This is a genomic window from Acinetobacter sp. LipI_19 (assembly GCF_058242925.1).
Map to the genome: position 1 here is coordinate 2,647,858 of NZ_JBZAYK010000001.1, position 15,034 is coordinate 2,662,891.

At 38.9% G+C, this 15,034-nt stretch carries 12 protein-coding genes; 4 read left to right on the plus strand and 8 right to left on the minus strand.

The features are described 5' to 3' along the window. Positions 1-15: 15 nt before the first annotated feature. Positions 16-3,288, minus strand: coding sequence for a LysM peptidoglycan-binding domain-containing protein (locus tag AC4CVF_RS12910; protein WP_419361019.1), 3,273 nt, complete (start codon positions 3,286-3,288; stop codon positions 16-18). A 215-nt stretch (positions 3,289-3,503) separates the two neighbouring features. On the opposite strand from AC4CVF_RS12910, the gene dnaQ reads away from it, so the two are divergent. The 3 genes from dnaQ to nudC all read left to right on the plus strand — a co-directional run bounded on the left by dnaQ (position 3,504) and on the right by nudC (position 7,454). Beyond that, positions 3,504-4,925, plus strand: a complete 1,422-nt coding sequence (dnaQ, locus tag AC4CVF_RS12915) for a DNA polymerase III subunit epsilon (protein ID WP_419361021.1) — start codon at positions 3,504-3,506, stop codon at positions 4,923-4,925. A 127-nt stretch (positions 4,926-5,052) separates the two neighbouring features. Continuing rightward, a complete protein-coding gene (locus AC4CVF_RS12920; protein ID WP_336953909.1) occupies positions 5,053-6,696 on the plus strand; it encodes a chemotaxis protein in 1,644 nt (547 codons plus the stop codon). Then, on the plus strand, positions 6,696-7,454 hold the full coding sequence (gene nudC / locus AC4CVF_RS12925) for an NAD(+) diphosphatase (RefSeq protein WP_336953910.1): 759 nt from the start codon (positions 6,696-6,698) through the stop codon (positions 7,452-7,454). Before AC4CVF_RS12920 ends, nudC begins: the two co-directional genes overlap by 1 nt. Positions 7,455-7,496: 42 nt before the next feature. Here nudC and AC4CVF_RS12930 read toward each other — a convergent pair whose 3' ends face one another. The 4 genes from AC4CVF_RS12930 to AC4CVF_RS12945 all read right to left on the minus strand — a co-directional run bounded on the left by AC4CVF_RS12930 (position 7,497) and on the right by AC4CVF_RS12945 (position 10,576). Then, positions 7,497-8,399, minus strand: a complete 903-nt coding sequence (locus AC4CVF_RS12930) for an alpha/beta hydrolase (protein ID WP_336953911.1) — start codon at positions 8,397-8,399, stop codon at positions 7,497-7,499. Further along, positions 8,383-9,090 carry a BON domain-containing protein gene (locus AC4CVF_RS12935; protein ID WP_336953912.1) on the minus strand — a complete coding sequence of 236 codons (708 nt, stop codon included), beginning with the start codon at positions 9,088-9,090 and terminating at the stop codon, positions 8,383-8,385. Before AC4CVF_RS12935 ends, AC4CVF_RS12930 begins: the two co-directional genes overlap by 17 nt. Before the next feature lie 105 nt (positions 9,091-9,195). Further along, positions 9,196-9,612, minus strand: coding sequence for a YraN family protein (locus AC4CVF_RS12940; RefSeq protein WP_336953913.1), 417 nt, complete (start codon positions 9,610-9,612; stop codon positions 9,196-9,198). Positions 9,613-9,625: 13 nt separating this feature from the next. Then, entirely contained in the window at positions 9,626-10,576 is a 951-nt protein-coding gene (locus tag AC4CVF_RS12945) for a penicillin-binding protein activator (protein WP_336953914.1), read from the minus strand. Between the two features lie 10 nt (positions 10,577-10,586). Here AC4CVF_RS12945 and rsmI point away from each other — a divergent pair, with 10 nt between their 5' ends. Continuing rightward, positions 10,587-11,432 carry a 16S rRNA (cytidine(1402)-2'-O)-methyltransferase gene (gene rsmI, locus AC4CVF_RS12950; RefSeq protein WP_336953915.1) on the plus strand — a complete coding sequence of 282 codons (846 nt, stop codon included), beginning with the start codon at positions 10,587-10,589 and terminating at the stop codon, positions 11,430-11,432. A 461-nt stretch (positions 11,433-11,893) separates the two neighbouring features. Here rsmI and AC4CVF_RS12955 read toward each other — a convergent pair whose 3' ends face one another. From AC4CVF_RS12955 to ubiH, 3 genes are all read right to left on the minus strand, one after another. Continuing rightward, a complete protein-coding gene (locus AC4CVF_RS12955) occupies positions 11,894-12,145 on the minus strand; it encodes a hypothetical protein (protein WP_336953916.1) in 252 nt (83 codons plus the stop codon). A gap of 175 nt (positions 12,146-12,320) precedes the next feature. Continuing rightward, positions 12,321-13,559, minus strand: coding sequence for an FAD-dependent monooxygenase (locus tag AC4CVF_RS12960; protein WP_490789570.1), 1,239 nt, complete (start codon positions 13,557-13,559; stop codon positions 12,321-12,323). After that, positions 13,556-14,767: a 2-octaprenyl-6-methoxyphenyl hydroxylase gene (ubiH, locus tag AC4CVF_RS12965; RefSeq protein ID WP_490789571.1), complete on the minus strand. Its 1,212-nt coding sequence runs from the start codon at positions 14,765-14,767 to the stop codon at positions 13,556-13,558. Before ubiH ends, AC4CVF_RS12960 begins: the two co-directional genes overlap by 4 nt. Positions 14,768-15,034: the final 267 nt, after the last annotated feature.

A 15,034-nucleotide genomic window follows, 5' to 3' on the forward strand; every position in this document is an offset into this window, starting at 1 on the left:
CCAATAAAATGGCGCTTAAAGATTCGGAACTTTAATTATGCTGCCAATGCGTAATGACGCGTTTGGTTTTATTTCATTCATCTCAGCAAGTGCACTGGTATCAATCCCAAACTTGCTGGCTAAACGAATCAATGAATCACCACTTTTCACTTTGTATTCAGTCACTGTTTTAGGAATACGAATAGATTGACCACGTTGTAAACCCGCACGTGGGCTCAGATCATTCAATTCAGCCAGTTCTTGAACTGACATACCAACACGGTTTGCAATCGCATTTAACGACTCACCAGACTTCACCGCATAGCTTTCAGTATTCTTACTCGAAGCTTTAGCTGTTGCTTTCGCAGTCGCCTTTAGGTCTTCTTTTTCTTTAGATAGTGTGGATTTACTGGGTAATTCCCCATCAAGCTTTAAGCGTTGTCCAATATCCAAAGCCTGATTACGCGACAAACCATTTAATTCACTTAAATAAGACAACTGCAGTTTATATTTTTTTGCAACGCTTGCCAGTGTTTCACCTGATTTGACCACATGGATATCTTTACTAGCGCCTTCTGATTTCGATTCATTTCTCGCTTGTGTTTTGTCTTTACTGCTGCTTTCAGGCGTGCCAGTCAACTTCAATTTCTGCCCAACAAATAAACCAGATGTACTCTTTAAACCATTTAAATCGGCAATTTGGTTAACTTGCAAATTATATTTATTTGCCAGCGCTATCAGGCTATCACCAGATTGCACAGTATAGGTTTCTGGTGTTGTTGTTCCAACAGGGATCTTAATGATTTGACCCACAAGCAAGTTTTTAGATGTCGAAATTTTGTTTAATTCAGCTAATTCTGCCAAGCTTAATTTAGACTGAACCGCAATACTGGATAAGCTATCGCCACTTTGAACTTTATAATTCTCAGTTTTATAGGTTGTTTCAGCTTTTATATTCTTAAACTTACTTTGATCAATCACTTTAGAGTCAAGTTTAGCTTCTGGCTCATTGACTTCACTGAGTGGCACATTGATCTTTTGCCCCACAAATAAGCTACTTGAGGTATCTAGACCTGGAGTCAAATCAGCGAGTTCATGTACGGATAAAGCATAACGATCGGCAATCACTTTAAGATATTCGCCACGTTTAACTGCATAAGCCTTGGTTTTGATTTTTGCAACAGGCTTAGAGGTATCCGCACGAACAACTGCTTTATTGATTTCAGATAATTTATCATCTGAAGCATCTTTAAGCTTTAATTTCTGACCGACAAATAAATTACTGTTACTATTCAGATTATTATAATTTGCCAATTGTGAGACAGATAAATCAAACTGATTTGCCACACTGGTTAAACTGTCATTTGGTTTAACCACGTAATTGGTAGGAGCGGAATCCGTGGTTTTGCGAGAAACCACAGGGGTATCAATTTGTGGTTTGGCATCATATAAATACAAAGTCGCCCCAACAAATAAAGTTCCATTTGGATCAACTTGGTTCCATTTGGCAATATCGCGCCAATTTACGCCATTCTTTAAAGCAATCGTTGCTAAAGTATCCCCTGCCAAAACGGTATAAGTACTGCGTTTACCTCTTGGTGGTTCAACCACAACTTCAGTTTCAGTTTTCTTAAAGTTCTTATCCTGATTCAGTTTAGCTTCTTCCGAGTTTGCAGGTGTGGTATCTGCTAAACCTTTAGGATATGAGAATCCAACCGTATTTTCTTTACCTTGAACCTCTGCAACAGATTGACTGGTTTGAATTGCAGTCAGTTTAATTTTACCATCATATGGATCAAGTACTTCTGTCCCTTGTGGAGCAATCGCCTTAATCTCTTTGACCACTTCTTCTTTTTCAGCTTGAGTGGCTTGAGGTTCTAAAACTTGCTTGACCGTTTCTTTTTCACCTTCAGCTTTTACTGCGGCAAGGATTTGAGCTTTTTCATGTGCAGAAATTGGAGGTTCCGCTGCAACAGGTTTAACATTGGCTGCATTTGTCACAGCAACAGGAATACGTGGCGCACTAGGAATATCAGCATTGGCAGCAAATTGCGCTAATGCATTCGAGCCTTGTGGTGTATTTTTGAGTGTGCTCAATGAGCCTGTGGTTGTGGTTTTTGCTGTTGTTAAAGCAGGTGGCGTTGCTTTACTTGGAGTAATCGATTGAGTGACTGTCGAGGTTACCGCTGTAGGCGTTAAAGTTCGTGTAGCTGTGGTTGGAGCAGTATTACTTGCCCATAACCCACTATCAGAACCCGGTTTTAACCCTCTTAATTTTGCATCAATCGTCGGACTAAGATCCGCAGGAATCAAAATACGCAAGGTACTTGATGGGTCAACCACTTCACCACGATGACCAGGGTTTAACGCGTATAATTCAGCACGACTTAAATTGGTAATTGAAGCAATTTGATTGAGTTGTACGCCTGGTGGCACCGCAACTTCTCTAAAGTGCGGACGATTGGCAATCGGTGGTAAGCTCACCCCATATTTAGATGGGCTTTTAATAATCTGCGCCACTGCTAAAAAGCGTGGTACATAGTTCATGGTTTCTTGTGGTAATCTCAATGACCAATAATCTGTTGGTAAACCCGCAGCTTGGTTACGGTTAATTGCTTGCTGGATCCGCCCTGGACCTGCGTTATATGCGGCCAAAGCCAATTCCCAAGAGCCAAATTGATTGTATAAACTACCTAAAAACTCATAAGCAGCACGTGTTGATTCAACTACATCACGGCGCCCGTCATATAAACTGGTTTGTCTTAGACCGTAGATTTTTCCTGTGCTTGGGATAAATTGCCACATCCCTGCTGCTGCTGCACTACTGGTTGCTGCTGGATCATAAGAACTTTCAATAATCGGTAACAATGCTAATTCAGTAGGTAAACCACGACGTTCAGCCTCTTTCACCGTATGATAAAGATAGCGTGATGCGCGTGCGCTTAAACGGTCAATATAGGGTTGGCGGGAAACAAACCAGCTCCTTTGCGCATCAATACGAGGATCCCAATGATTTTCATCCATTTTAAAACCGACTGACATCCGCTTCCATACGTCACCGTGTTTTAAAATCAGTAGGCGATCGCCCTCTACTGCACGAATATCTGTTGCAGAAAGTAAATCTTCTAGAGAGTCCAAACTGCTGGCATCCAACATACCTGCTGACTTTGATGTTTGAACTTTTGATGTTGTCGACGTTGAAGAACACCCTGCAGTCAACCCTAATGCTGCGAATGCAGATGTTAATAATGATAATTTAAAGAAAACAGTCGCAGTAGGTTGCCACACCATTGTGGTAGGTTTAAACATAAGAGTTCCGAACAACATTTAGTAAATTATTTTATCATTGCCATTTTAGTAGAGCTAAACGCGCTTACAAGGCAAATTTTGAATGCGAATTGCATACAAATGTTACAAGAAATTAAAAAAATCTCAGTTCATGCGTAGAAAACGCCGATTTGCGTATACAATAAATTCTTAAACCGCGATGTTCAACTCTTAATTCACTTTCATTGGTTATTACTATGTCACAAACAATCACACTTTATGTCGACGGTGCTTGTAAAGGCAACCCAGGTCCTGGTGGCTGGGGCGCTTATATCATCACTGAAACAGAAGAACATAAGTTGTGTGGTGGTGAACTTGATACAACCAATAACCGCATGGAGCTTACCGCAGCCATCGAAGGGATCGCATTTTGCCCAATCGAAGCAAAATTAGTGCTTTGGACCGATTCAAACTATGTAAAACGTGGCATTACCGAATGGATTGAGGGTTGGAAAAAGAAAAACTGGAAAGATGTAAAAAATCCAGATCTTTGGAAAAAGCTTGATCAAACCTGCCAAGGTCGCAAAATTGAATGGAACTGGATTAAAGGTCACGCCGGACATGCAGGCAATGAGATGGCAGACCAATTGGCGAATTTAGGTACACAGCAAATACTCGACGCAAAAAAAAACAACACTGCGCCAACCAAACTGACTCAACCTATGACAGCGGCTGATGATAAAAAAAAAGATGAAAAAGACTGGCTGCTTGACGATCCCTTTGGATTTGACCTGATTGAATCAGACGAAATGATAGAATCGGAAATTAGACCTCAGCAGGATGTCATGCCAGCGCATAAAATTGTGATGGAACAACCATCAACCCAAGATATCAATGAAAATGATGAGCCAGCAATGAGCCAACCCGCAATGCGAGATATTCATCCACAAATTGTGATTACACCTGCTACTGTCAAGTTACATGGCCCTAAACAGTTTATTTTGGATACGGAGACCACAGGTTTCTATTATCAGGACAGTGACCGAATTGTTGAAGTTGGCGCTATTGAAATGGTCAATCGAAAACTGACCGGCAGTTCGATTCATATTTATATTAATCCAGAGAAACCAGTTGGCGATTCAGAAGCCATCCATGGTATTACAGATGAATTTTTAAAAGATAAGCCAAAATACAATGAAATTGCCCAAGTTTTATTTGACTACTTAAAAGGCAGCGAAATTATTGCGCATAATGCAAGCTTCGATATGAACTTCTTAGATATGGAGTTCAAGCGCAGTGGCCTACAGGCACTCTCAGAAGTATGTGAAGTGACTGATACCTTGGCGATGGCGAAAAGCAAACATCCTGGGCAAAAGAACTCTTTGGATGCTCTAGTTCGCCGTTATGAAATTCCGCAACGAGATCGTACTTTCCATGGTGCCTTACTCGACGCTGAAATTTTAGCTGATGTTTATCTTGCCATGACAGGTGGTCAAGTATCCTTTGACATGGATGCTCTTTCTGCACATACTGATCAGGCTCAAAGGAATACAACTCGGAAAAAAATTGAAATCAATGCCCCAGTCATTTTACCTTCAGATGAAGAATTAGAAGCACATGAGAACTGGGTCAAACAATTTCAAGAAAAACATGGGGAAGCCTGCATTTTTGCAAAATAAAATTTGAAATTGATGGCTATTTTTTCTGTAAAGATGGTCTTCTTCGGCTATATTAAAACTTAGAAAATTAGCCTCATTTTGAGGCTATGAAATAAAACATTCAGATACCCAGGATAGGTGCAGATCAATGTCTTACCAAACCTCTATACATTTTGATCCGACAGCATTACTTATTATTAAAAAAGAAGTCGATAATTCAATTTTACAGGTAGAATCTGCTGTCAGTAGCTTAGTTGAAGACCAAACTTTACCCTTCGGTATTGATGATGCTTTGCTCCAATTTGAACAATGTGTAAATGTGCTGATGCTCATCGATATGCCGCATGTTGCTAAAATTGCGCAACTCTCAGCAGCGGTGATGCGTAAAGTGATGCAAAACCCACATGAGATCAATACTCAAGAAGTCATCGCTTTGAGTGAAGGCACCACCATGCTCAAACGCTATATTGAGTTTATTTGCCTTCGTGAAGTCAGAGCGCCACAATTTTTGCACGACACCTTAAATCGCTTAGAACTTTCTTTAGGTCTAGAGCTGACCCCAGAAGGCCAAGCGATTATTCCATTGCTCGACTGTGTTACACCGAATTTTAACTTGCAGCAATCACCTGAGTTAGAGCATTCAGTGTATGTACATAAGCTGTATAAATTATGCTTACATAAACTGCTCAAACAACAAGAAACAGATTTAGATTTACAGGGCATCAAGCTGGTTGGGTCTTATTTGGCAAATGCAGCCAAAGGCCAAGCAAGTGAGCAATATTGGGCTTTGGTTTCAGTTGCTTTAAATCACATTGAAAATATCATTCTCAATGATACACGCCTCAGAACGCTAATCAGCATTGAAACCAATATGTCTTTATTCTTTAAAGATCTATGCGGATTCAATCCATCCTTATTAGATACTGCCAATATCCTAAGTATTTGTATCAGCCAAGAAGATGAAATATCACAACACATCCGTGAACAGATTAATGTTGGTGAAGATATTCTGACTGACACTCAACTACAAATATTTAGTCGCCATTTATATGGCCCTGACTTTGAAACCATTCATAGTGTGAGCCAACTGATTACGGACGAAATGTCGCAAATCCGTAATGATATTGAGTTTAACTACAAAAATATGAGTGATGAAAAAACGCAAGAATTGAAAAGCAAACTGACTGATCTTGCACATGTATTTAAAGTCTTGAATCTTAATGAAGCCTATAGCGGACTGAAACAACAGGCTGACCTACTGTCTCAAGACAACATGCTCAAAGATGAAAATTACGCACAACAGTTGATGAACAGTATTTTATCAGCAATGAATTCGATTGGTATCTTAGAGCGTAATTACACATCGAGTCGTTTACAGTTAAAAGTGAATAACTTGCAGATTTCATTAGATCGTCTAGATGAAGCACATGCAGCATTATTGACCGAGACTAAAGCATTGGTTGATTTAAGCTCACAAACATTGGTGCAATATTTACAAGATCCTCAAAGTACAAGTTTAGACCAACTGCCATCACAATTAAGTGAAATTGGTGGTGCGCTGTTGTTCCTTGCAGCGAAAGATGGTCAAAAGGCATTGCTGCTTTCTGCGGAGTTTATTCAGACGAGTCTTAACAAAGAACAAGCGTTTAACCTTGCGCAAGTCAATAAACTGCTTGATGTTTTAGCCAGTGCAGACATGATGATTGAAAATCTACAAAACAAACAACCTGTTTTACAATCCATGTTTGATGTAGCATTAACAAGTAGTCAAAGTTTAAAATCGGTAGCCTAATGTCAGAATTATCACTTGCATATATCTTTCACCATCAACAACTTTTAGTGGATGAAAATTTACAACTGCCTAAAGTAGAAAAATTAGCAAGTGATATCAGCTTTAACTCGGGCGATCAGATTATTGCCCGGGATCTTTTTATTGAAGATCAAATTCCAGAGGGATATCAATTGATCCCAATTCGACAATTGATTTCACAATGGACAAAATCTGAGTTTGAACAAGCCAGTCGTGCTGTACAATTGCTTGAATGGCGAAGAAACCATAAGTTTTGTAGCCACTGTGGCCACGAAACCGAGGTTCATCCCAATGAATATGCTATGGTCTGCCCTAGCTGTCGTTATCATCAATACCCGCGTGTACAACCGTGTATTATCACCATAATTACTCGTGGCGATAACGAAATTCTATTGGCAAAAAATGCCAAGAATAAAAGCAATATGTATGGTCTTATTGCGGGTTTTGTTGAGGTCGGTGAAACACTGGAAGAAGCGGTTAAAAGAGAAACTTTGGAAGAAGTTGGCCTACATGTCAAAAATGTCCAATATTTATCAAGCCAACCTTGGCCTTTTCCAAGTAATCTTATGTTGGCCTTTAAGGCAGAATATGAATCTGGTGAAATCGTCTTGCAAGAAGAAGAAATTAGTGAGGCTCAGTTCTTTAAATTTGATCAGCTACCCGAAACGCCTTTTAGTGGCAGTATCGCCCATGCCATGATTGAACATGTGATTCACAATAGACCTATGCATAAAGACTGATCTTGATTGAGATATGTTCAAATCAAAAATGCCTAGCGATCGCTAGGCATTTTTCATTGCTTCATTTAAAACCTTAATAATTTCAGGTCGGGTTTTATAGAATCGACTAAATAGACTTGAAACACTGCCCATAATTGAAATATGACCAGTTTTAGGAATCGTGTAAATTTCACAATGATTACCTTGTTCAAGTAATTGCTGTTTAAAATCAAAAGAGTTTTTAGCTTTAACAATCTGATCATTTTCAGCCAAGAACAAATAATGCTTTACCTCATTTTTTTCAACAAAATAATACGGCATTACTTGTTGGTAAGGAATGCTTTGATCAAACGCATTTTCGGCTAAAGCATCACCTTTATAATCGAAATGATAAGGTCCAGCGATTCCAATCAAAGCTTTAATATTTTGTTTGATGGCTAGTTGGTAGTGCTTAGGATGATAAAGCAAAGACGCAATATTAAATGCGCCTGCTGAATGCCCCATCAAGGCAATTTTATCCATTGAAATACCAAAACGTGCTTGTTGTTGCTCCAAATAATTCAATGCAACAGCAAGATCATCAATATAGCTGGGAAATTTATGCTCAGGTGCCAAATGATAGTTCAGCACTGCCACGTTATAGCCAAAACGACTAAACGCCTCACCTACAAATTTATAAGCACTTTTATCACCATGGCTCCATGCCCCACCATGAACAAAAAGAATCAGCGCATTTTGTTGCTTTTTATTAGAAATATATAGATCTAAACGTTGTCTCGCCTTTAAGCCATAGGCAATATTATACTGAATGGAATAGCCCTTTTTAGGGGTCAAGCCATTAATAGTTATACTACCTAAATCGTATAAACGAAAATCTTGATAGTGCGATTTAAATTGAGATTTTAGGTATTCAAACTGCTTTCCAAATCTAACTTTTAAAGCTTTTAACCTATTGTTGAATAACATTATTGTTTGGCTCTGTAGCATTAGGATCAATCGCAACAGGTGTCTGTACATCAGGCTGTTGTTGTACATTATTTACCACAGGTGCTGTGAAAGATGAAGTTTGGACTGAATTATTCGTTTGTTCGATGTTATCAATCAAGGTCACAATTTTAGTCACATTTCCAACTTTTTGTAAAACATCATTTAAATCTGCTATTTCAGCATTATTTAAACGACCTAAAACATACAGTATGCCGTCTTCTGTATGAATCAAAACTTTATTGTCTGAAACCACTGGTGCTTTCATCACTAAACCACGGGTATTCACAGTGACCGATGCATCTTGCATAATCGTGCTATAACCGATCTGATTACCCACAGTAAGATAATTATGAACAGTTTTAACATCACTCATTGCCCGTAGATTATCTTCAGCTAATTGCTTTAGATGTGCATCAGGCACTTGACCTGTGAGTAAGACATTGCTGTGAAAACTATTAATATTGACACGAGATTGCTTAAATCGAGCATCAAGCTTATACAAGTTGATTTTGGCAGTCCGCTCAATAGAGGAATCAATAAACACTTGTCCTAAAGATCGAACACCACTATCTGTTCCCACTGGTGAAGAACCAGTACCACCTGAGATAAAACTCGCGCAACCAGATAAACTTGCTACACACATCATGGTGATGACAATACGTTTTAACACTCAGCAAGACTCCTATTAATTTCAGCCTGCTAAACAACCATTTTAAACGCTGTTAACATGCTGGAAAATATATTTATTTTTGAAATAACTGTACCTAAATTTCAGTCACAGATTAATCAAGTCTGCATCCAAAGTAAATGCATTTTCAATCCAAGATTGATCATAAGAGATTTTACTGAGATCTTGCTGTACGTTTTTTGCAATTTTATGATGTAAATCAAAACCAATCACATCAAAACGGCAATAATATTGTTCATATTGTGGATGTTCTTGTAAAAACTTAAACGCCGTTTTAATCATTTTTTGTTGTTTTGATTGATTTACCGTTTCAAAAGCATGCCCCATCTGTGTCGGAGTTCTTGCTTTCACCTCAACAAAAATTAACTCTTGTTTAGATTGGGCAATAATATCTATTTCACCAAAGCGCGAGAAATAATTCAATTTTACGATATCGTAGCCATGTTGAAGCAGTAATTTCACTGCTTCTTGCTCCGCCCATTGTCCTAAATTATTTTTTGCCATGAGAAACCTGTCATCACAAAGGTACTAAATTATTTTTTGAACGTTCAAAACATTGTGGAATACGTTCAACACGATTTCCATCAATTTTAATTTTTCCAGTGCGCCCATTAAAGGTTAAGCTTTTTACATTAGGGTCCAAAACAAATTGTTCAGCAATATGCCAAGCATCTCCACCAAAGGCATATAAACGCTGATACGGTAACGAGGTCGGTTTATCTTTATAGGCTTTGACCACATCATCCCATTCGGCGATGTATAAGGCTGGAACATCACAGAATTTCATCCCTTTAGGCAAGGCCTTTTTTTCATCGACGGCAATGGCTTGGGTATAAATTTTTTTCTTCTGCAATTTTGGAAAACTGGTCAACCATTGGTTTGAACCTAACAGTAAAATACCCTCTCGCTCCGAAATCGACTTTGGCATATGCTCTACAGGATCAACTTCACCCATATAATTGGCAAATAATGCATTTAAAAAGTTAATAGATTCTGCTTCTGTGCCTTTTTCACGCACCACATAGAGTTTGCTAACTTTATCATGCTGGATATAATCAAGCAGCGCCAATGCATCGTCATTTTTAGAAAGACTATATTGCCAAACACTTTTATAGCTTGGATAAACTTCATTGAGTGCCAATACAGGTACTTTAGGCTTTAAATTAATTAAAGCCTCAACATCAGGACGAGCCAAAGGCCCAATAATCATTTTAGTCTTTTTATTGACATGCTGTTTTAACAGCGCTTTGATGGTCTTTTGATCTGAATCGACAAATTTTAATGGTATTTCATTCTTTGATGTCTGCGCGGCACTTAATATTCCTTGTTTAATACTCAAACCCGCTCGCGACATAGGGCCTGTTTCAGGTAATATAACCAGAATTTCTGCGTGAACTTGGATTGCGAATCCAACCATTCCCAACATAATCACTCTTTTAATACTGTTCAACACTAACTTATTCTTCATGGAGACCTTTATGAGTGCTCAATTATTCGTCGTAGCGACCCCAATTGGGCACTTAGATGATATGACTTTTCGTTCTATTGAAGTTTTAAAGTCTGTTTCTGTTATTGCGGCAGAAGATACACGTCAATCTGCTCAATTATTAAAGCACTATAATATCTCAACTCCGCTCACTGCGTGTCATGATCATAATGAAAGTAACAAAATTGATATACTTATCGAAAAATTAAAAAGTGGTCAGAATATTGCACTGGTCAGTGATGCTGGTACACCATTGATTAGTGACCCGGGTTTTAAATTGGTACGCGCTGCTCAGGAGAATGGTATTCGCGTCATTCCTGTACCGGGTGCATGCGCTGCTATTGCTGCGCTAAGTGCGGTGGGTCTACCGAGTGATCGTTTTAGCTTTGAAGGCTTTTTATCATCAAAACAATCGCAACGATTAATTCAATTAGAAAAATTAAAACATGAGTCACAAACCATGATTATATATGAAGCACCTCATCGTATTTTAGATAGTGTCAAAGATATGGCTGATGTTTTTGGCGCAGATCGCCCTGTAGGTTTTGCACGTGAAATTACCAAAACATTTGAAACAATTAAAAAAATGACATTGGGCGAGTTGGTGACATTTATTGAAAAAGATCGTAATCAGCAAAAAGGTGAAATTGTGTTAGTCATTGGTGGTGCACCAGATGCCAAAGATCAAGACGTTGAACAAGAGAAGTTAGATCAACTTTTAAATCGCTTATTACAAGATTTATCTGTCAAGGCGGCATCACAACTTGCTGCGGATCTAACCGGCATCAAAAAGAAAATCGCCTATCAACGTGCTTTAGAGCTGACTAATCAACAATAATTTTATTTCTTGAGTTGAGAAAGGCGTGTATAGGCATTTCTCAACTTACTTTATATATTAACCCACATTATTTCGCTATTCTGTTTGTTTTTCTACTTGCTTGCTCTCTCAACGCACTTTATTCCTCAATCTGCATTGCTGCAGGCGACTGATTGTTCTGGTCGCTTTTTTACCTACCTTAATCTTTTAAAAAACAATAAATTTTAATCCCACACTGATCAATCTGGCACGTATAAAAATAAATACAGGAAAACAAATAATCAAAAGTACAACATTCCTGATGATTTAATCACTCATATACTTAAAGCAAGCAGCAAGGATCCATAAAAATAAAATAGTTCATTAAAATTTCAAGTAAAAAGCCACAAACACTAAAATTTTTTAAGATTGGGATTTAAACATCGAAAAAATAGACAGCATTTCAACCAAATTTAAAAAAGCACCTTTCGGTGCTTTTAAAATCAATCTTTAGCAGATTCATCAGGTGGAACTTCGGTAATTCTCCCACCACGCGCTAAAAATGCAGCAACCTCATCTTCCAACGCTTCACGCTGTCTTTTTTTCGCTGTCACAGTGAGTGTTTCAGCTTCAGCTAAATCTGTATCTGAAACTATAGAATCACTTGCCGCAGCACCTTTTTCAGCCGCTTTAGCTTCATCATCGTCTACTGCATGATCTTCTGAATTATCATCATAATCATTTGTATCTGTCATCTTTAACTCCCCATCAATGACGTCAATGTACCATCCGAAAAATGGTGATGTTTTACAGAGAAATGTATCAAGCTCTTCGCCATTCGACTAGTATCTAGATACACAAAATCGTATTTTTTTTCATCAAATTCGTAATGTTGTTTAAATGATTGGTTAAAAAATATCAGAAATCCAATTAAATGGCATATTGCGTGCTTTTTAAAGTTGCTAGCCCATTGGCTTGGGCCATAAATTGATCTTTTAAAAATGGCATATTTTCAACTTGTTTTAAGCCAAAGTTACGCGCCCAAACCAATGGAAATATTTCCGCAGTTTCTAAAAAACCAATCATCGACATACTATGCATCATGGCATCATTTTGCCCTTTGCGTTGGTGTTCGTAACGCTTTAAGGTTTGTTCATGTGCCCAGACGCCACGCTGTTTATCTTTAAGTAATACATCACACAGAATAGCAGCATCTAAACAGCCAATATTTACACCTTGTCCTGCTAAAGGATGAATCACATGCGCTGCATCACCAATCAAGGCCAACCCATCTTTTACATAACGTTGTGCTGCGCGTGCCTTGAGTGGAAATTGAGCCCGTGGGGTTGCTTCAACGATCTTGCCCAACATATGATGACTTTCACGTGTCAATAACTCACAAAAATCAGCATCATTTAAGCGCGCATATTCCTCTGCATAATCATCTGGTAAGGTCCAAACGATTGAAATCCAGTGTTCAGCTTGTTCTGGCTTTAAACTCGCCATCGGTAAAAATGCTAATGGGCCTGTCGGATGGAAAATCTGACGAGCCACATATTGGTGTGGTTGTGTGGTACGAATCGCACAGGTCAAACCGGCCTGTTGATAATCTAAAACATCAAGATCGATAAATGCTTGATCACGAACAAATGAATTTGCACCATCTGCACCAATCACTAACTTGGTCTTTAGCTCAGTCCCATCTGCAAGTTTAATGATCCAGCAGCCTACACCCTGCTCTACTCGCACAACTTTAACTTGAGTACGATAATCTTGCAGTTGCTCCAACATTTCCTGTTGAATGGCAAGGTTTAATAAACTTGGTTCAACCATTGAACCTAAGCTTTGCTCAGCTGTGGGAAAGTTTTCTGAGGCTTGCCCAAAGTTAATTTCGCCATAGCCATTTTTATTCCAGACTTGCATGCCTGTATAAGGCATTTGGCGAGCGATTTTTTCCCATACATTCACCGTTTTTAACAAGTGAATCGTGGCTTGGCTCAAGGCTAAAACCCGTGGATTAGCAACAGCTAAAGTCTTTTCTGCATCTAAAATAGGGGCTGCATCTAAAACAGTGGCTTGCATACCACCTTTTGCTAAAAGTAATGCGGTTAAGCCACCCACCAGACCACCACCAACAATCACCACATCTAATATATCTTGCTGTGTCATGCTTTTAATCCCATCGCATAATTGGCAACCAAAGGTTTAATCCCCGGAATCACATCGAAAGCTACCAAGCCGGTATTACGCAATAATTTTAAGACCGGATTTTGATTACTAAATCCACGCACTACAGAATCACAAAATTTAATCACGCGCTGCTGATCAGTTAAGCGAGATTGTTCATAGGCCTTTAACATCTCAGGTTGACCAATATCATCAGATTGCGCAATTTGCGTTGTGATATAACGCATCAGCACATCTGCATCACGCATACACAAGTTAAAACCTTGCCCAGCAACAGGATGAATGGTATGTGCAGCATTGCCCATCAAAATTACCCGACCCACCGCTTGTTTTTCAGCAAGTACTTGTGCCAATGGGAAGCTAAAACGTTTGCCTGTTTTTTGGAATTTTCCTGCGCGATCACCATAGGTTTGCTGTAAAGCATCAAGGAAATGTTGGTCATTTTCATCCCCTAACCATTCATCTTCAGTGCCTTTTTTCACTGGCCAAACCACTGAACGACGACATTCCCCCGGCAATGGAAGCAATGCCAATGGACCTAAATGGCTAAAGCGTTCAAAGCCCACTTGATGATGTGGTTTCGAGGTTTGTACTGTTGTGACAATTGCCACCTGATCATAATCATGTACATCCACACCAACACCTAAAGCTTGGCGGCAGAAAGAATCACGACCATCTGCAGCAATCAACAATTTGGCTTTAAGTGAATGGGTATATTCTTCACCACGATTGGCTTCAACATATACATAGTCACCATCTTGTTTTAGTGAAGTGACTTGTACACCGTCAATCAATTCAATTAAAGCTTGCTGGCGAACTTGAGTCAGTAGTACACGGCCTAGCCATGCATTTTCAATCACTTGTCCAAAACTTTCGACTTTTTCTTGATCTGCGACTAAGCGAGCTTTACCAAAACTGCCTTGTTCAGTGATATGTACTTCGAGAATAGGAGTCGCATGTTCTTGCAAAGCATCCCAAAGACCGAGTTTTTGATAAATTTGGACGGTACGACGTGATAGCGCGGTATTTCGTGCATCAAAACTGGAATGATAGGGTGCAAGATTGGCATCATCATAATTTGGATATTTCACAGCCTCTAAAAGCTTTACCGCAATATTGGCTTTAGCCAACATCAGAGCCAAGCTCAGCCCTACCATTCCACCGCCGACGATGATGACTTCTTGTTGCATGCTTTTATCCTTTCTATATGTGATTCAGCGTACTGAATACTTATAATCTTGATTGATTTCATATTACATCATGGAAAGTTATTTTTATATTGAAATAGGAAATTGTTGGCTGTATTTGTACTGAATCAATACGCTATTTTTAATAAAAGTATGAAAAATGAAAATTTCAGCCAAAGGATTAAGCAATAAAACCTAACAGCCATCATCATGTTTATTCTTAGTATCGCACTCCTACTTATCCCATTTTTTGCAACCATCACGCCGTGG